At 64.7% G+C, this 17,395-nt stretch carries 15 protein-coding genes; 3 read left to right on the top strand and 12 right to left on the bottom strand.

Annotated elements, in window-relative coordinates:
• Positions 1 to 11: 11 nt before the first annotated feature.
• Positions 12 to 590 carry a cob(I)yrinic acid a,c-diamide adenosyltransferase gene (locus tag ABS45_RS04390; RefSeq protein WP_291553407.1) on the bottom strand — a complete coding sequence of 193 codons (579 nt, stop codon included), beginning with the start codon at positions 588 to 590 and terminating at the stop codon, positions 12 to 14.
• Positions 591 to 761: 171 nt separating this feature from the next.
• Between ABS45_RS04390 and ABS45_RS04385 the strand changes: the two genes are divergently transcribed.
• Together ABS45_RS04385 and ABS45_RS04380 are read left to right on the top strand one after the other, a co-directional pair.
• A complete protein-coding gene (locus ABS45_RS04385; RefSeq protein WP_291553404.1) occupies positions 762 to 3,893 on the top strand; it encodes an EAL domain-containing protein in 3,132 nt (1,043 codons plus the stop codon).
• A gap of 178 nt (positions 3,894 to 4,071) precedes the next feature.
• Positions 4,072 to 5,496 carry an FAD-linked oxidase C-terminal domain-containing protein gene (locus ABS45_RS04380; RefSeq protein WP_291553402.1) on the top strand — a complete coding sequence of 475 codons (1,425 nt, stop codon included), beginning with the start codon at positions 4,072 to 4,074 and terminating at the stop codon, positions 5,494 to 5,496.
• Positions 5,497 to 5,515: 19 nt separating this feature from the next.
• On the opposite strand, the gene ABS45_RS04375 is transcribed toward ABS45_RS04380, so the two are convergent.
• From ABS45_RS04375 to mnmG, 8 genes are all read right to left on the bottom strand, one after another.
• Positions 5,516 to 6,760, bottom strand: a complete 1,245-nt coding sequence (locus ABS45_RS04375) for an MFS transporter (RefSeq protein WP_291553400.1) — start codon at positions 6,758 to 6,760, stop codon at positions 5,516 to 5,518.
• Positions 6,761 to 6,828: 68 nt separating this feature from the next.
• The gene (locus tag ABS45_RS04370) at positions 6,829 to 7,869 is read right to left on the bottom strand and encodes a peptidoglycan-binding domain-containing protein (protein WP_291553399.1); all 1,041 of its coding nucleotides are present in this window, start codon (positions 7,867 to 7,869) and stop codon (positions 6,829 to 6,831) included.
• Positions 7,870 to 7,963: 94 nt separating this feature from the next.
• On the bottom strand, positions 7,964 to 8,701 hold the full coding sequence (locus tag ABS45_RS04365) for a class I SAM-dependent methyltransferase (protein WP_291553397.1): 738 nt from the start codon (positions 8,699 to 8,701) through the stop codon (positions 7,964 to 7,966).
• A gap of 5 nt (positions 8,702 to 8,706) precedes the next feature.
• Positions 8,707 to 9,627: a ParB/RepB/Spo0J family partition protein gene (locus tag ABS45_RS04360; protein WP_291553395.1), complete on the bottom strand. Its 921-nt coding sequence runs from the start codon at positions 9,625 to 9,627 to the stop codon at positions 8,707 to 8,709.
• Between the two features lie 30 nt (positions 9,628 to 9,657).
• Positions 9,658 to 9,891, bottom strand: a complete 234-nt coding sequence (locus ABS45_RS04355; protein WP_291553394.1) for a hypothetical protein — start codon at positions 9,889 to 9,891, stop codon at positions 9,658 to 9,660.
• A gap of 40 nt (positions 9,892 to 9,931) precedes the next feature.
• A complete protein-coding gene (locus tag ABS45_RS04350; protein ID WP_291553392.1) occupies positions 9,932 to 10,702 on the bottom strand; it encodes an AAA family ATPase in 771 nt (256 codons plus the stop codon).
• A 67-nt stretch (positions 10,703 to 10,769) separates the two neighbouring features.
• A complete protein-coding gene (gene rsmG, locus ABS45_RS04345; RefSeq protein ID WP_291553390.1) occupies positions 10,770 to 11,420 on the bottom strand; it encodes a 16S rRNA (guanine(527)-N(7))-methyltransferase RsmG in 651 nt (216 codons plus the stop codon).
• Positions 11,417 to 13,369 carry a tRNA uridine-5-carboxymethylaminomethyl(34) synthesis enzyme MnmG gene (mnmG, locus tag ABS45_RS04340; RefSeq protein WP_291553389.1) on the bottom strand — a complete coding sequence of 651 codons (1,953 nt, stop codon included), beginning with the start codon at positions 13,367 to 13,369 and terminating at the stop codon, positions 11,417 to 11,419. Before mnmG ends, rsmG begins: the two co-directional genes overlap by 4 nt.
• 81 nt (positions 13,370 to 13,450) lie before the next feature.
• Here mnmG and ABS45_RS04335 point away from each other — a divergent pair, with 81 nt between their 5' ends.
• Positions 13,451 to 14,566: an alkene reductase gene (locus ABS45_RS04335; protein WP_291553388.1), complete on the top strand. Its 1,116-nt coding sequence runs from the start codon at positions 13,451 to 13,453 to the stop codon at positions 14,564 to 14,566.
• Here ABS45_RS04335 and cueR read toward each other — a convergent pair.
• From cueR to ABS45_RS04320, 3 genes are all read right to left on the bottom strand, one after another.
• Complete coding sequence (cueR, locus tag ABS45_RS04330) at positions 14,545 to 14,994, bottom strand: Cu(I)-responsive transcriptional regulator (protein WP_291553387.1); 450 nt, start codon at positions 14,992 to 14,994, stop codon at positions 14,545 to 14,547. The genes ABS45_RS04335 and cueR overlap by 22 nt on opposite strands.
• Positions 14,991 to 15,188 (bottom strand): cation transporter, encoded by a 198-nt coding sequence (locus ABS45_RS04325; protein WP_024538418.1) that lies wholly within the window; start codon positions 15,186 to 15,188, stop codon positions 14,991 to 14,993. Before ABS45_RS04325 ends, cueR begins: the two co-directional genes overlap by 4 nt.
• Positions 15,189 to 15,270: 82 nt before the next feature.
• Positions 15,271 to 17,292, bottom strand: coding sequence for a cation:proton antiporter (locus ABS45_RS04320; protein ID WP_291553383.1), 2,022 nt, complete (start codon positions 17,290 to 17,292; stop codon positions 15,271 to 15,273).
• Positions 17,293 to 17,395: the final 103 nt, after the last annotated feature.

The raw sequence follows: 17,395 nt of genomic DNA, 5'->3' as shown, positions 1-17,395 counted from the left end.
TTTGCAGCTCCTTATTCAGAAGCATCCTCGCGCTCGGCGCGCGCCAGCCGTTCGCTCTTCCAGTACACCTCGGCACCGCCATCCTGGCGGTTGAGCACGCGCGAGAGCACGAACAGCAAGTCCGACAGGCGGTTGAGGTACTGGCGCGGCGTCGGCCGCATTTCCTCGCTCTGCTGCAACGCGACGACCGAGCGCTCGGCGCGGCGCGCAATGGTGCGGCAGACATGCGCCTGGCAGGCAGCGCGCGTGCCCGCGGGCAGGATGAACTCCTGCAGGCCGGGCAGCGTCTGGTTGTAGTGCTTCAGCGCCGCATCGAGCTGCGCCAGCGCATCGTCCTTCAATATCTCGAAGCCCGGCATCGCCAGCTCGCCGCCCAGGTTGAAGAGCTGGTGCTGGATGTCGATCAGCAGCTCGCGCATATCGCCGGGAAGGCGCTCGCACAGCAGCAGCCCGATGTGGCTGTTGAGCTCGTCCACATCGCCCATGGCGTGCGGGCGGCCGCTGGCCTTGGAGACGCGCGTGTTGTTGCCCAGCCCGGTGCTGCCATCGTCGCCGGTGCGCGTGGCCACGGCCGTTACCCGTTTTCCCATGGCGTGCCTTTCTTCAAATCCTTTGGGTGGCGCGCATTGTGCCCCGGCCGAAACACAACAGGTCCGCATTGATTTTCGGGCTACTGGGGTTGCAGCGCCCCAAGCCATGGCAACATAAAGCCTTGCAGTGCGCAAAACCCGGCGTTCGTCCGCGCGCACAAATCGACCACCATGATGACAGCCAAAAACCACGGCAGAGCCACTACGCCACTGTCGCCCAAGGCCATTGCCGCAGTGGTTTTGGTCGCCGGTCTTGGCGTCACGGCTGCGCTTGTGCAGCGCCAGAAGGCAGCGAATCTGGAGGTGCAGCAGGATCGCCTTCAAGCCATTGCCGAGTCGCTGGCGAGCGACATCGAACAGCGCGTGAAAGCCTACGCCGGTATCGCCGCGAGTACGCGCGACGTGATCGCGGCGCGGCCCGACCTGCCGGCCTGGATGTTCCGCTCCATCGTGGACAGCCATGCGGTAGCGGACACCTTCCCGGAGGTGCGCAGCGTCGCGTTTACCCGAATGGTGCCCGACAAGGATCTGGCGCGCTACACCGACCATCTGCGCCAGCTGCACCCGCGGCTCAGCGAGACGCACACGCTAAGCGTGCACCCGCAGCTGCCCGGCGAGCAGCACTACATCATCGAGCAGTTCTGGCCGTTCAAGGATGCCGGGCAGCTGGTCGGCCTGGATACGCTGTCGCAGCCGGACAACATGGAGACGATCCTCAGAACGACGGGCACGCCCGGCCTGGTGCTCTCGGCGCCTTTCGAGCTCCTGCAAGGCGGGCAGGATCGCAAGGCTTTCGTCTTGCGCTACGCGGTCCATCCATCGCAGCCGGTGGCGGCAGCGGCACCCTACCTGGGCTCGACGGTCGTCACCGTGAGCACCAGCGGATTACTGCATGCGACCAAGACGGCAAGCGGGCGCGACAAGGTGTTTCTGCGCATCGAAGACGTGACCGCCGACGCCCCGGTGCTGCTGACTGGTGACGCCGCGACGCCGCGGGCCATGCAGTCACCCTTGGCGGCCCAGGTGCCATTGCTGATGGGCGGCAGGCGCTGGCTGGTGAGCGTCACACCAGCCGTGTCGCTGCTTTCCAGCGCCGAGCGCTCGCTGCCCTGGTGGATAGGCAGTGCCGGCGCAGGCCTGTCCCTGTTGCTGGCGTTTGCCGCCTTGGGAATGCTCCAAAGACGCCAGCAAAGCCTGCTGGAGCTGACCTCGGCACGGGCCACCTTGCGCCAGCGCGAGCTCATGCTCAAACGCGTCTTCGAGCAAAACATCCTTGGCGTTGCCGTTATCGATATGGGGAGCGGCGCAGTCGTGGAAGCCAACGCGCGCCTTGCCGACATATTGGGCTATCGCGGCGAGCAGCTCACGGGACAGTCGTACTGGAGGTGGCACTACCACCCCGACACGGTGCAGGAGCAAAAGGAATTTCTCGCATTGCACGAGAGCGATGCCACATCGATGCGCATCGACAAGCGGCTGCGCCACAACGACGGCTCGGAAGTCTGGGTGGACCTGACGATTTCGCCGCTGGCGGAACCCGGCGAAACACCGACCCAGGCAATCTGCATTGCCCAGGACATCACCGCGCGGCGGCAGATGGCGCGCCAGCTGCAGCGCAACGAAGCGCTCCAGCGATCCATCCTCAACCATTTGCCCATTGCCATCCTGCTGGTCAGGCCCGGCGGCGAGATCGAGTACCGCAACAAGGCCTTTGTACGCATCACCGGCTACACCCAGGAGGAAGCGCCTACCACCGACGCGTGGCTGGCAATGGCCGTCCCGGACGTCGGCACGCGCGCGCAAATCAGGGCGGACTGGGACGCCCGAGTACTGCAAGCCACGGCAGGCGACGGCCTGATTGAAGCGCGCGAATACGTCATCCGCAGGGCCAATGGCGATCTGCGAACGGTGACCGCATCAGGGGTCATCGCCGCGGGGCGGGAGATGATCCTCCTTGACGACATCACCGACAGCAAGCAGGCGCAGACGGAAATCCGCTACCTTGCCAGCCATGACCCGCTAACAGGAGCGGCCAACCGCAGCGCGCTCACGCAGGCGCTGCAGGATGCGCTGCGCGTGAGCGAACGCGCCGGCACGGCAGGAATGGTGCTGATGCTGGACCTGGACGGTTTCAAGGCACTCAATGAAACCGCCGGCCACCAGGCGGGTGATGAAATGCTACGCCAGGCTGTCGCCCGCATGCGGGCCATGCTCAAGAGCGGCGACACGGTGGCGCGCCATGGCGACGACACCTTTGTGCTGGTCATGCAGACAGAGACTGCGCTGGAACCCGCCACCAGAGACCATGCGACAACGTTCGCGCAGCACCTGCTGGCTGCGCTGGCCAGACCCAGCACCATCGGCGGGCAGGCCCTGCACACCAGCGCCTGCATCGGCATCGCGCTTTTCATGGGCATGCGCGAAAGCGCGGACGAGTTGCTCAAGCAGGCCGACATGGCGCTGTCCCAGGCCAAGCAGGCGGGGCCAGGCAGCCTGCGCATGTACAGCCAGGTGGAGCACGAGAAGCTGCAAAAGCGCGCCAGCCTGGTGCGCGACCTGCGAGCCGCCATCGAGGAGCAGCAATTCGAGCTGTACTACCAGCCCCAGATTCGCGCCGGCGCAGTCATAGGCGCAGAAGCGCTGGTGCGCTGGCACCACCCGAGAGACGGCTTCGTGTCGCCGGCGCAGTTCATCGCGCTGGCCGAAGAGACCGGCCTGATCGTGCAATTGGGCGAGTGGGTGCTTGGCAGCGCCTGCCGGGTGCTGGCCCGCTGGAACACCGACCCCTTGCTCAAGGGCATCAAACTGGCGGTCAACGTGAGCCCGCGCCAGTTCTATCAGGAACAGTTCACCGGCACCGTGCTGGCGGCGCTGTCCACCAGCGGGGCCGATGCCAGGCGCCTGGAGCTGGAGCTCACCGAAGGTTTGCTGCTGCAGGACGTGGAGGGCACGATCGCCAAGATGGGTGAGCTGCGCGGCTACGGCGTGAGCTTTTCCCTGGACGACTTCGGTACGGGCTATTCCAGTCTGGCCTACCTCAAGCGTTTGCCGCTGGACAAGCTCAAGATCGACCAGAGCTTCGTGCGCGACGTGCTGGTGGATGACAACGACGCCGCCATCGCACGTACCATCGTCTCGCTGGGCAACACCCTGGGCCTGACGACCATTGCCGAAGGCGTGGAAACCGAAGAACAAAAGCGCTTCCTGCTGCACAACGGCTGCGACACCTGGCAGGGCTATCTGTTCAGCAAGCCCCTGCCAGCGGCGGATTTCGAGCGCTTCGTGCATACCCTGGCGACCTAGGAGCGTGAGCGGCGGCAGGCGGCACGGATGCAGCTCTTGCCATGGGTCTCCCGCCGTGCGGGAAAGAGCCCGCAATCCCCAAGGGCAACCGTATTTGATGGACAGTGTGTTTCGTGCGTCCCGGCAATCTGGTTCCTACAATCTGGCGCACAACACCCTTGAACAGGAGCCCTCCGCCATGAACGCCCCCGCCTCTACCGCCCAGTTGCTGGCCATCGCACCGCGCCCCGTGCCGCAGGCGCTGCTCGATGCGCTGACGCAGCGCTTTGGCGCGCAGTTCTCTACCTCGCTGGCGGTGCGCGAGCAGCACGGGCGTGACGAATCACCGTTCACCGATGCCCCGCCGCCCGCGGGCGTGGTGTTTGCCGAAAACACGCAAGACGTGGCCGATGCGGTGAAGCTCGCCAACCAGCACGAGGTGCCGGTCATCGCCTGGGGCGCAGGCTCCTCGCTCGAAGGCCATCTGCTGGCGGTGCAAAGCGGCATCACGATCGACGTGAACCGCATGAACCGCGTGCTCTCGGTCAACGCCGACGATCTGACCATCACGGTGCAGCCCGGCATCACGCGCAAGCAGCTCAACGATGCGATCAAGGATCAGGGGCTGTTCTTCCCGATCGACCCCGGCGCCGACGCCAGCATTGGCGGCATGACCGCCACGCGTGCCAGCGGCACCAACGCGGTGCGCTACGGCACCATGCGCGAGAACGTGCTGGCGCTGGAGGTGGTCACGGCCAGCGGCGAGGTGATCCGCACCGGCACGCGCGCGAGAAAGAGCAGCGCGGGCTACGACCTCACGCGCCTGATGGTGGGCAGCGAAGGCACGCTGGGCCTGTTCACCGAGATCACGGTGCGCCTCTATCCCTTGCCGGAGGCGGTGAGTGCGGCGATCTGCTCCTTCCCATCGATTGAAGCTGCGGTGCGTACGGTGATTGAGACCATCCAGCTCGGCGTGCCGATCGCGCGCGTGGAGCTGCTCGATGCCAACGCCGTGCGCGGCGTGAACCACTACAGCAAGCTCACGCTGCGCGAACAGCCGCTGCTCTTGATGGAGTTCCACGGCTCGCCCGCGAGCGTCAAGGAACAGGCCGAGACGGTGCAGGAGATCGCCAGCGAGCACGGCGGCGCCGATTTCGAATGGGCCGACACGCCCGAGGAGCGCTCGCGCCTGTGGACCGCGCGGCACAACGCCTACTTTGCCGCGGTGGCCAGCCGCCCGGGCTGCCGCTGCATCACCACCGACACCTGTGTGCCGATCTCGCGCCTGGCGGACGCCCTGCTCGACAGCGTTGATGAGGCCAACGCCAGCCGCATCCCCTACTTCCTCGTCGGCCATGTGGGTGATGGCAACTTCCACATGGGCTATCTGATCGACCCCGATGACGCCGACGAGCGCGCCCGTGCCGAGCAGCTCAACCACCAGCTCGTCGCCCGTGCACTGAAACTCGGCGGCACCTGCACCGGCGAGCACGGCGTCGGCCTGCACAAGATGGGCTTTCTGGTCGATGAGGCGGGGGCGGGCAGCATTGACATGATGCGCGCCATCAAGCGCGCGCTCGACCCCAAGAACATTCTCAATCCAGGCAAGATCTTCGCGCTTTGAGCTTTGACCGTCGGCACGGTCAGGCGGGCGCCGTGGTCGGCGCCAGGCGCCTGGCGGCCACGTTGGCGCCGACGAACGCCGCCGCCGCCACGCTGATCGCCAGCGCCACGGCCGAACCGTAGAAGATGCCCGAGTACCAGTGCCCGTCCATCATCGCCCCCCAGACCGGGGCGGCGACGCTGGAGCCCAGGTCCAGCCCCGAATACACCATGCCGTAGACCCGCCCAGTCGCGCCGGGCGGCGTGGCGGTCTTGATCAGCATGTCGCGCGACGGCCCGGCAATGCCGATGCCAAAGCCCGAGAGCGCAGCGATGACCAACCCGACGATGCCGCTCGTCAGCGCCAGCCCGACCACCACCATCAGCAGCGCCGACGCCATCAGGCACACGCCTATGGTGAGCTCCATGCGCCGGATGCGCCCGACGATGAAACCGCCCAGAATCATGCCCACGGCGCTGCACAGCATGAACCCGGTGACCACGCTGGCGGCCAGCGTCAGCGGCATCTGGTAGAGCCGCTCCAGCGCCGGCGCGGCAAAGCTCTGGATGGCAGCGAGCGCGCACGTGGTCCAGAAAAAGAAGGCAAAACACAGCCAGACCGCCGGCAGCTTGAGGAAGGCGAGCGGGTGCTCCTGCGGGGCAGCCGCCGATTCCACAGTGTTTTTGGCTTTTGGCGCTTGTTCAGCAAGCGCATCACGCTGCCAAAATAATAGCATTATCACGACCACCACCCAGACGGCTGCGCTCAGGCAGGCGATGCGCCAGGAGCTGCTGGCGGCCGCGATCACCGCCAGGATGGGAGATGCCGCCCAGCCCAGATTGCCCGAGATGCCGTGGGCGGCGTAGGCATGGCCCAGCCGCTCGCTGGAGACCCGGCGGTTGAGAATGGTGAAATCCGCCGGGTGAAACGGCGCATTGCCCAGTCCCGAAAGCACCATGACGAGCACGAAGCCGCCATAGCCCGTACTGCTGGCTGCCACCACGGCCGCGGCGGCAAACAGGCCCAGGGAGCCGAACAGCACCGGCCGCGCGCCCAGCTTGTCGACGACAAAACCGGCAAGCGCCTGGCCTATGCCCGAGGTGACAAAGAACAGCGACAGCAGCAGCCCGAGCTCTGAATAGCTGAAGCCGAATTCCGCCACCAGCAAGGGAAACAGCGGCGGCAGCAGCAGCTGGAAGAAATGCGAGGTGCCGTGCGCCAGTGTCACCAGGCCGGTGGTGCGCATGTCTTCGCGCAGGCGGGCAGCAGAAGGTGTCGTCGTCATGGGCGCGATGCTACGCGCACCGGCCCCGTCTGTCTGTCACCCCCAACGCCGTACCCCGGCTGCTGCGCTCAGCGCGAGAGCGCGTCCAGCGTGTTTCTGTCGAGCTGGCCATTGATCGCCAGCCCACGGTCCTTCTGGAACTGGCGGATGGCCGCGGCACTGCGCGGCCCGAGCTTGCCGTCGGGCGTGCCGACGTTGTAGCCCAGCGCGTTCAGCCGCTCCTGCGCCTCCAGCGGCGACATCACCGCCACCGCATGCGTTTGCGACGGCGCTGCGCCGCCATCCACCCCCAACTTGCCACCGCCGCCCAGACCCTGGCCCTGCACGCTCTGCGTCTGGTAGCCCCTGAGCGCCACCACCATCTGGTTGTAGGCGTCCATGAAGGCGGCGGTGATCACCTTGCCCTGCGCGGTGTTCTGGTAACCACCGAGTGCGCCGCCACCGCCCCCGCCAAAGATGCTGCCAAAGCCGGCGAAATCCGTCTTGGACGCGCTGCCTTCTGAGGCCGCCACCTGCACGCCGGAGCGGTTGTCCACCAGCGTGAGCATGGCGCTCGCCTCGCGCGTCTTGGTGCCCGCGCCGACGGCCGCAATCGCGCGCCCGCTGCCGCCGCCGATCAGGCCACCCAGCACGCCGCCCATGCCGCCGGCGTCGTTGTTCGAAAAAATGATCTCCGGCGACAGGCCGTAGTCGGACGCGACCATCTGCCCCTTGCCGAAGTTGCTGCCGCTGCGCATCTCGCCCGAACCCATGAGATCGCGCTCGCGCTGCATCGCGCGCATGCCGGCCGCTCCGCGCTCGACGACGATGAAACAGTTGGACTGCTGGATCAGCAGGCGCAGCAGATTGGACGTGGGCGGAAGTTTGTATTCGTTGCGCAGGATGGTGTACCAGCCCGCATCCTGGTTCTCGACCAGCGAGACCGTGCCCAGCGGCGCCGAACAGCGCTCCAGCTGGCCGCTGGCATTGGCCGAATTGCCACCGGCAGCCGCGCCCGTGGCCACCGTCTTGGCATCGCTGCTGCCCATTTTCATATTGGTGGTTTCGCAGCCGGCCAAGGCGAGTACCGCACAGGCTGCGGCGATGGTGGACAAGGATGTGCGCGACATGAATGACCTCTTTTCTTGAATGATGGCTGATTTTCCAGACCGTTCGAAACGGGGCATCCTAAGGGCTGGCTGTGACGAAAAACGTGTTTTCTTGTTACAACGTGTCGTCTGCCGCCATCCGGTACATCCACACCGCATGCCCTCGCTGCGGCGCCTTCTCCAGTTGCGCGCTCGCCGTCATGTCGGGCAGGGCGAATGCCAGGCTCACCAGCCAGCTGCCCGGCAGCATCTCGGCGCGCGCCTTGGCGGATGCGCGAGCCATGGTCTCGGGGCGCTGAAACAGATAGACCATCTGATAGTCGCGCCAGTCCTCGGCCCACAAATCGCCCTGCTGCACCTTGGCAAAGCGGCAACGCGGGCGGCACAGCAGCGCCAGCAACGGGCTCCACTCCACGCCATACAGCCGCGCCTGCGGATACTGCGCATGCAGGGCGCGCAAGCCATGCCCCAGACCGCAGCCGCCATCCAGCACCCGGGCGCCCGGCGGCAATGGCGCCAGCTGCGCCAGACCATCGAGGGCGCGCATCGGCGTGGGGAAAAACGGCGCATCGCGCCAGCTGTGCAGCGGGTAGATCAGCACCAGCATCGCCACCGGCAGCAGCCAGGCCCAGGCCGGCAATGCCACGCTGCCCGAGAGCGCCAGCGACAGCGGAAAGCCCAGCGCCACCAGCGCCCGCCGCCACCAATGGGCGGCCAACAGGCTCAGCAGCACGCCCGGCAGCGCCGCCAGCAGCATGGCCGGCAACGGCGCCAGCACGGGGCGCAACGCCAGCTGCAGCGCCCAGCACAGCAGCCAGACCAGCACGGCAGGCAGCGGCCAAGGCAGGCGCATGCTCGCTATTGCCCGCGCAAGCGCTCGATCAAGCCGCCCAGCGCATCCAGCGAACCAAAGGCAATCGCGATTTCGCCCATCTCCTCGGTACGGCTGCCGCGCTTGACACGCTTTTTCACGCGCACTTCCACCTCGGCGGTGAGCAAGTCGGAGAGTTCTTCCTCGACCCGGCGGATATCGCGCGATTTTTCCTTCTTGGGCTTTTGCGGCAGCAGGTTGAATTCCGCGCCCAGCCGTTTCACCAGACTCTCGGCCTCGCGCACGGACAGCTTTTTCGCCGCGATCTGGTTGCCCGCCGTGATCTGCGCCGCACGATCCAGCGCGAGCAGTGCGCGCGCGTGCCCCATGTCGATATCGCCCGCCATAAGCATGGTCTGCACCGGCTCGGCCAGATTCAAGAGGCGCAGCAGATTGCTCGCCGCGCTGCGCGAGCGCCCCACCGCCTGCGCCACCTGCTCATGCGTGTAGCCGAATTCGCGGATCAGGCGCTGCAAGCCTTGCGCCTCCTCCAGCGGGTTGAGGTCTTCGCGCTGGATGTTCTCGATCAACGCCATCGCGGCAGCAGCTTCGTCGGCCACCTCGCGCACCAGCACCGGCACTTCATCCAGACCGGCCAATTTTGACGCGCGAAAACGCCGCTCACCGGCGATGATTTCGTACTTGCCCGCGTGTTCGCCCTGAGCAAGCTGACGCACCAGAATCGGCTGCATGATGCCCTGCGCCTTGATGCTCTCGGCCAGCTCGTAGAGCGCGCCTTCGTCCATGCGCGTGCGCGGCTGGTAAGTGCCGGGTACGAGCTGCTCCAGCGGCAGGCTGGTTGGCAAGCCCTTGTTGACCGCCTGTGCCTGTTCCGCCTTGTCTTCGACCTTGGGGCCGAGCAGCGCTTCGAGGCCGCGGCCCAGGCCCTTGGGTTTTTTGCTTGCCATGGTCAGATTTCCGTCTTGGTCACCGCTCACTCACGCCACTTGCTTCGGCACCAGCGGCGCGGGGCGATCGGCCTCCAGCGCATCCTGGGTGAAGCGCTGATGTTGAGTGCCGATCACTATGTTTTTGGTAGCGGCCAGCGTTTGTTGAATATGCGTTGGAGCCCTGTTTTCTTCAAATTCAGCACCCGCCATTTTGCCCGAGAGCGCAAACACATCGCCGCCGCGACACCCTGGCGGCGGTGTACGAAAGATCGGCGCGATCATCAAAACGCCATCGCAAGGGCCATTCCTCGCAACCCCCCGGCTACATGCGCCGAACGCGCCCCACCATCTCGTGCGCAAAGGCCACGAAGGCCTGACTGCCCTTGGCCGCCGGGTCAAACACCACACCCGGCAAACCATAGCTGGGCGCCTCGGCCAAACGCACGTTGCGTGGGATGACGGTATCGAACACCTTGTCGCCAAAGTGCGATTTGAGCTGCTCGCTCACCTGCTGCTGCAGCGTGATGCGCGGGTCGAACATCACGCGCAGAAGACCAATGATTTGCAAATCGGGGTTCAGGTTGGCGTGCACCTGCTTGATGGTGTTGACCAGATCGGTCAAGCCTTCGAGCGCGAAATATTCGCACTGCATCGGCACGATCACGCCGTGCGCGCAGCACAGGCCGTTGAGCGTGAGCAGGCTCAAGCTGGGCGGGCAGTCGATGAGGATGAAATCGTACTGTGCATCCACAGCCGCCAAGGCGTTCTTGAGCCGCTTCTCGCGCTGCTCCAGATCAACCAGCTCGACCTCTGCACCCGACAGTTCCCGGTTGGCACCCAGCACCTGGTAACCACAAGCCTGAGCCCGCACTGCAGCCTGCTGCACGCTGGCCGAACCCAGCAACACGTCGTACACGGACGACTGCAGTGCGCGCTTGTCCACGCCGGAGCCCATGGTGGCGTTGCCTTGCGGGTCAAGATCGACCATGAGCACGCGCTGCCCAATGCTGGCGAGCCCGGCGGCGAGGTTGACGGTGGTGGTGGTCTTGCCGACGCCACCCTTCTGGTTGGCGACACAGAAAATCTTGGCCATGCTGCGGTACACAAACAGGGAGAACGGCCGCGAGGGTTGCTGGCCAAAGGTGCGTCAAGTGTATGCGCTATACCGGCCGCATCCAGACGACGCAACGCTCGGCATCGAGCTGCGGCACGCGCAGAGGTTCCACGTGAAACATGCCGACGTTTGCCGGCAAAGCCGCAATCTCGTCGTCCGGCCGCTTGCCCTTCATCGCCAGCCACGCACCATCCGGGGCCAGCAGATGCCGAGACCAGGCGGTGAAATCTGCCAGCGACGCAAATGCGCGGCTGCTGACCAGATCGAACGGCCCTTGCAAGGCCTGCACCCGGGCATGGACGCCGCGCAGGTTGCGCAGCTGCACGCTGGCGGCTGCCTGCTGCACGAAGGCCGCTTTTTTGGCCACGGCATCCACGCACACCACCTCCATCTCTGGCTGACAAATGGCAAACACCACGCCGGGCAAACCGCCACCAGAGCCCACATCCAGCAGTCGCGCACCTGCGCCTTCCCTCTGCGCCAGATGGCGACACAAGGGGGGGACGGCGGCAAGACTGTCCAGAAGGTGGTGCGTCAGCATGTGCTGCGGATCACGCACCGCGGTCAGGTTGTAAATGCGGTTCCAGCGTTGCAACAACTCCAGAAATTCCAGCAGCTGGTCCACTTGGGATTGATCCAGCTGCAGACCGAGTGAACCAAGGCCATCCTGCAACTGGCCTTGCAGCTCGGCCGTCATGCCGCGCGGCGGGCCGCACCCCTGAAATGGCCCTTCTTCAAATGCACCAGCAACAAAGACACCGCCGCGGGCGTGATGCCGGAAATGCGCGAAGCCTGGCCCAGGGTCTGCGGCCTGTGCTTCTGCAGTTTCTGCCGCACCTCAATCGAGAGCGCAGCCACCTGCGTGTAATCCAGATCCGCGGGCAGCGGCAGGTTCTCGTAATGCGCGGCGCGCTCCACCTCCTCGCGCTGCCTGTCGATGTAGCCGGAGTACTTGGCGGAAATTTCGATCTGCTCGATCACCGCATCGTGCAGATCACCAAGCGTTTCACGTGAAACATCGGCGCTGGCGAACGCGCCTGTGTTCAGCGACAGCAGCCCGGAATAATCCACACCCGGGCGGCGCAGCAAGTCAAACAGGTTGTATTCGTGCTCCAGCGCCTTGCCAAGCACGCGCTCTGATTCCACAGGTTCCACCACAGCAGGGTTGATCCAGGTGGTTTTGAGCCGTTCTGTTTCACGTGAAACCGCATCACGCTTGCGGCAGAACGCATCCCAGCGCACATCATCCACCAAGCCCAGACGGCGCCCGGTTTCCGTCAGGCGCATATCCGCATTGTCCTCTCGCAGTTGCAGGCGGAACTCCGCCCGGCTGGTGAACATCCGGTAGGGCTCGGTCACACCCCTGGTGATGAGGTCATCCACCAGTACACCCAGGTAGGCGTCGCCCCGTCCCGGCAGCCAGGGCGCCTCGCCGCGGCATTGCAAGGCCGCATTCAATCCGGCAAACAAGCCCTGCGCTGCCGCCTCTTCGTAGCCGGTGGTTCCGTTGATCTGGCCGGCAAAAAACAGACCGTCTATTTGCTGCGTTTCGAAATTGCTGCGCAGCGCACGCGGATCAAAATAATCGTACTCAATCGCGTAACCGGGCCGCAGGATATGCGCCTGCTCCAGCCCGGTGATGCTGCGCACGAGTCGGTATTGGATATCAAACGGCAGGCTGGTGGAAATGCCGTTGGGGTAGAACTCGTGTGTCGTGAGTCCTTCAGGCTCCAGAAAAATTTGATGGCTTTCCTTCTCGGCGAAGCGGTGGATTTTGTCCTCCACACTGGGGCAATAGCGCGGGCCGGTGCCCTCGATCACGCCGGTGAACATGGGGCTGCGGTCCAGCCCCGAGCGGATGATTTCGTGCGTACGCGCATTGGTGTTGGTGACCCAACACGGCATCTGGCTCGGGTGCATCGCCGCCTTGCCCATGGTACTGAAAACCGGCAGCAGCCCCTCATTCACGCCGCCCGGCATGCCATCGCCCGGTTGTTCTGTGCAGCGCGAGAAATCGATGCTGCGCCCATCCAGCCTCGGCGGCGTACCGGTCTTCAGGCGTCCTTGCGGCAGCTTCAGTTCCTTGAGTCGGCTGGCCAGACTCACGGCCGGGGGGTCTCCCGCCCTGCCGCCCTGGTAGTTGTTCAAGCCCACATGGATCTTGCCGTTGAGGAAAGTGCCGGCCGTGAGCACCACGGCGCGCGAGCGAAAGCGCACGCCCGCCTGGGTAACGGCGCCGGTCACGCGGCTGCCCTCCAACATCAGATCGTCCACCGCTTGCTGGAACACCTGCAGGTTGGGCTGGTTTTCAAGCCGCGTGCGAATCGCCGCCTTGTACAGCAGCCGATCGGCCTGCGCCCGCGTGGCTCGCACGGCCGGCCCCTTGCTGCTGTTGAGAATGCGAAACTGGATGCCGGCCTCGTCGGTCGCCAGCGCCATCGCACCACCCAGCGCATCCACCTCCTTGACCAGGTGCCCTTTGCCAATACCGCCGATGCTGGGGTTGCAGCTCATCTGCCCCAGCGTCTCGATGTTGTGCGTCAGCAGCAGGGTCTTGCAGCCCATGCGGGCACTGGCGAGCGCGGCCTCCGTGCCGGCATGGCCGCCACCCACCACAATGACATCGAATTCCTCGGGATACAACATGCTCGTGCACACAAAAAAGCAAGGGGCGTTATTGTCCCACTCGACGACCACTTTCGTGTTTCACGTGAAACCAATACAAGCATGACGACACTTTTTGATCCGTTGCAGGCCGGCGAGCTGCACCTCACCAACCGCGTCGCCGTCGCGCCGTGCACGCGCAACCGCTCTCCTGGCGCCGTGCCGACGGCGATGAATGCCGAGTACTACCGCCAGCGCGCCGGCAACGGCCTCATCATCACCGAGGGCACGGCCATCAGCCAGCAAGGCCAAGGCTATGCGCATGTGCCGGGCCTGTACAGCGCAGAGCAGCTCGCGGGCTGGCGGCAAGTGACCGACGCCGTGCACGCGCGGGGCGGCTGCATCGTGACGCAACTCTGGCATGTGGGCAGGGTCTCGCATGTTTCGCTGCAGGCCGACGGCGCCGACCCGGTGGCGCCTTCGGCAATCCCCGCGCATTCACGCACCTACATCGTTGACCCGCAGACGGGCGCCGGTCAGTTTGCCACCACCTCCGCACCCCGGGCCCTGCAGCGCGAAGAGCTGCCCGCCATCATTGCATCCTTCGCACAAGCCGCACGCGACGCCGTGCACGTGGCCGGCTTTGACGGTGTGGAGCTGCATGGTGCCAACGGCTACCTGATCGACCAGTTTCTCAAGGATGGCAGCAACCAGCGCAGCGACGATTACGGCGGGAGCCCGCACAACCGCATCCGGTTTGCCGTGGAAGTGGTGCGAGCCGTGGTGGATGCGGTGGGCGGCGCCCGCGCGGGCATCCGGCTCTCGCCTGTCACCCCGGCCAACGGAATTCACGAGAGCCACCCTCAGCCGCTGTTCGAGTTGCTGCTGCAGGCACTCGCGCCGCTGAACCTGGCCTATATCCATGTCATCGAAGGCGCGACCGGCGGGCCGCGCACCATCGAAGACCAACCCTTTGATTACGCCGCCTTCAAGGCCGCCTACCGCAACGCCGGCGGGCGCGGCGCCTGGATGGTGAACAACGGCTACACGCGCGCAATGGCACTGGAAGCTGTCGCAAGCGGGCATGCCGACATCGTTGCCTTCGGCAAAGACGCCATCGCCAATCCCGATCTGGCCGAGCGGTTCAGGCGTGGTGCAGCGCTGAACGCCTGGGACAAGGCGACGTTCTATGGCGGCAGCGCCAAGGGCTATACCGACTACCCGGCATTGGGTGACTGAACTTCTTTTTTTTCAGACGCCAACTCATCCAGAATCGGACATTCCGGTCGGTCGTCGCCCTGGCAGCAGTGCACCAGCGCCTGCAGGCTGCGGCGCATGTCCTGCATTGCGCTAATGCGCTGCTCCAGATCCATCATGTGGCGCTCGGCGATGCGTTTGACTTGGCTGCTCGCCCGGCTGCGGTCCTGCCACAGGCCGAGCAGCGCCTCGATCTCCGGCATCGAAAACCCCAGATCGCGCGCGCGGCGGATGAAGCGCAGCGTATGCACATCCGCCTCGGTGTAGAGGCGATAGCCACTTTCCGTGCGCGCCACCCTGGGCAGCAGGCCGAGCGATTCGTAATACCGGATCATTCGCGCCGACTCATGCGAGCGCGCTGCCGCCTCGCCAATCACCACGGGCCAGCGCCCGGCAGCGGCTTGCGTCACGCAGCGACCTCGTAGCCCTCCTCGCGGATGGCGTTGGCAATCGCGTCGCGCGACTTGTCGCTTTGCACCTCCACGCGCCCGCTGGGCAGGTCCACTTTGACAACCGCCTCCGTATCCACTTCGCGCACCGCATGCACCACGGCGCGTTCGCAGTGGCCGCAGGTCATGCCTTTCACATCGAATTGGTATTGCATGGTTCCATCTCCAGTCAAGATTCACAGTGATGCCGCAATCATCTGCCTTGACATTGTGACAAGGTCAAGCCCCGGGCTGCCATCAGGGATACACCAGTATCTTGTTCAGCCCGGGGAAATGCTTTTCCAGCTTGAGCGGCAGCTGGTCCAGATACGGCGTGTGCGCTAGCTCACCCTCGCGCGCCGACACCAGGATCAGCAGGTCGGAGTCGGACATGCGACGGAACACAATGAAAAAGTCGTCCCAGTCGCTCAACTCGTTGAGGTCGAGCGTGACGGACAGTTTCTGCCGCTTGAGGCTTTCCTTGACCGCTTGGTGTGCGCTGTTGGTGCCATTGAGGTGCACTGGCGCCGAATGCTCTGTTGCAAGCTTGGCAATCTTGCGCCAGTACAGGTCGAAATGTTCCGAACTTTCCGCCAGCGGCGGCAGGATGACGAAGATGCCGGTGTATTTGGCGATCGGTGCATCCAGATGGCACAGCAACACGGTCTTGCGTGTCTGGTAGAGCACGCTGCCGAACTTGTTGCCGATGAAACCGGCGATGAAGCCGGTCTGCTGCGGCCAGCCCATGAGGATCAGGTCGGCGCCAATCTCGCGTGCCGTGCGGCCGATGCCGGTTCCCGGGTGCTGGTCTATGGTCGCCATCACCTTGAGCTCCACATCCGCCGCACTCGCCTCAAAGCGTACCTCCTCCAGCATCTCGCGCGCCAGGGCCATGTTGTCTTCCGCTTCATCCGTATTGGGCACCACCGACACCACGGCCAGCGGGTAGCTGGATTTTTTCTCGCGGATCAAGACGGCCAGGCGCACCAGGTTCTCGAACTCCGTGGTTTCCGAGAGTGGGATCAGGATCTGCTCATCGCTCTGGTTGCCATTGCGCGCCACATCCTGGGCGGTCTCGGTGTTCGCTTCAAGCGTGCGCGCCGCCTTTTCCGTCACGATGGAGGCGATCACGCAGGAGGCAAGGATGATCACGATGATGGCATTGATGACCCTATCGTCGACGATACCCGCGCGGTAGCCGACGATCACCACCGCCAGCGTGGCAGCGGCATGCGCCGAACTGAGCCCGAAGATCAGATCGCGCTGTTCGCGCTTGAGGTGAAACACCTTCTGCGTGAACTCGGCGGCAAGGTACTTGCCGGCAAACGCGGTGACCGTCAGCGCCAGCGCGATCAACAGCACCGTGAACCCGTCGAACACCACGCGCACGTTCACGATCATGCCAACGCTGATGAGGAAGAACGGGATGAAGAGCGAATTGCCGATGTACTCGATGCGGTTCATCAGCGCCGAGGAATTCGGAATCTGCCGGTTCAGCGCCAGCCCTGCCGCAAACGCTCCGATGATGGGCTCCAGCCCCGCCACCTCCGAGAGGAAGGCAGAGAGAAAGACAATCGCCAGCACGAAGATGTAGTGCGAGTGCTTCTTGTCCGCCTGGCGTTCGAAGAACCGTTTGGCCAGCCAAGGCACCACCAGCGCCATGAAGGCGATGAACACCAGCAGCGAGACCACCAGACGCATCCAGAATTCGCTCGTCAGTCCGCCGCTGCGCGCACCAAGAATCATCGCCAGCACCACCAGCACGCCGGTGTCGGTCAGGATGGTTCCGCCGACCGTGATGGCCACGCTCGGGTCCTTGGTCACACCGTACTTGCTCGCTATGGGATAGGTCACCAGCGTGTGCGTTGCGAAGATGCTGGCGATCAGCAGGCTGGCCCAGACATCCATGCCCAGCAGGTAGTGGCAGACCGGATAACCGATGCCAAAGGGAATCGCGAACGTGGCGATGCCGAACACGACGCTGCGGTTGGCATTGGCCTTGAACTCGATCAGGTTGAGCTCCAACCCCGCGAGAAACATGATGTAAAGCAGGCCTATGGTCGAGAAGACATCGACAAAAAGGCTTTTTTCCAGAATGTTGAAGCCATGCGGCCCGATCAGGATGCCGGCCAGGATGAGCCCGATGATGTCCGGCGTGCGCACTTTCTCCAGCAGCACCGGAGCGGCCAGAATGATGAACAGGATCAGCGAAAAAATCAGGATCGGGCTTTGCAGCGGCAGCTCGAACTGCTGCGCCAGCTTGGCAATGACGGGTTCCATGAAGAGATGGCGAGAGCTGCAAGGGAACAGCCGGGCATTGTGGCACGCAGTCTGAGAACGGCCCGGGGGGCAGCTACCATTGGCCCTGCCAGCCTCTTTTCAG

The sequence above is a fragment of the Comamonas sp. SCN 65-56 genome, from assembly GCF_001724135.1.
Taxonomy (GTDB): Bacteria; Pseudomonadota; Gammaproteobacteria; order Burkholderiales; family Burkholderiaceae_C; genus Comamonas_C.
The sequence above is the reverse complement of the archived record's forward strand: the minus strand, read 5'-3'. Positions and strand labels throughout refer to the sequence as shown.

Excerpts from the sequence above, each read along its gene's own strand:
- ABS45_RS04390 (WP_291553407.1), bottom strand. The coding sequence starts at position 590 with ATGGGAAAACGGGTAACGGCCGTGGCCACGCGCACCGGCGACGATGGC.
- ABS45_RS04385 (WP_291553404.1), top strand. The coding sequence starts at position 762 with ATGATGACAGCCAAAAACCACGGCAGAGCCACTACGCCACTGTCGCCC.
- ABS45_RS04380 (WP_291553402.1), top strand. The coding sequence starts at position 4,072 with ATGAACGCCCCCGCCTCTACCGCCCAGTTGCTGGCCATCGCACCGCGC.
- ABS45_RS04375 (WP_291553400.1), bottom strand. The coding sequence starts at position 6,760 with ATGACGACGACACCTTCTGCTGCCCGCCTGCGCGAAGACATGCGCACC.
- ABS45_RS04370 (WP_291553399.1), bottom strand. The coding sequence starts at position 7,869 with ATGTCGCGCACATCCTTGTCCACCATCGCCGCAGCCTGTGCGGTACTC.
- ABS45_RS04365 (WP_291553397.1), bottom strand. The coding sequence starts at position 8,701 with ATGCGCCTGCCTTGGCCGCTGCCTGCCGTGCTGGTCTGGCTGCTGTGC.
- ABS45_RS04360 (WP_291553395.1), bottom strand. The coding sequence starts at position 9,627 with ATGGCAAGCAAAAAACCCAAGGGCCTGGGCCGCGGCCTCGAAGCGCTG.
- ABS45_RS04355 (WP_291553394.1), bottom strand. The coding sequence starts at position 9,891 with ATGATCGCGCCGATCTTTCGTACACCGCCGCCAGGGTGTCGCGGCGGC.
- ABS45_RS04350 (WP_291553392.1), bottom strand. The coding sequence starts at position 10,702 with ATGGCCAAGATTTTCTGTGTCGCCAACCAGAAGGGTGGCGTCGGCAAG.
- rsmG (WP_291553390.1), bottom strand. The coding sequence starts at position 11,420 with ATGACGGCCGAGCTGCAAGGCCAGTTGCAGGATGGCCTTGGTTCACTC.
- mnmG (WP_291553389.1), bottom strand. The coding sequence starts at position 13,369 with ATGTTGTATCCCGAGGAATTCGATGTCATTGTGGTGGGTGGCGGCCAT.
- ABS45_RS04335 (WP_291553388.1), top strand. The coding sequence starts at position 13,451 with ATGACGACACTTTTTGATCCGTTGCAGGCCGGCGAGCTGCACCTCACC.
- ABS45_RS04325 (WP_024538418.1), bottom strand. The coding sequence starts at position 15,188 with ATGCAATACCAATTCGATGTGAAAGGCATGACCTGCGGCCACTGCGAA.
- ABS45_RS04320 (WP_291553383.1), bottom strand. The coding sequence starts at position 17,292 with ATGGAACCCGTCATTGCCAAGCTGGCGCAGCAGTTCGAGCTGCCGCTG.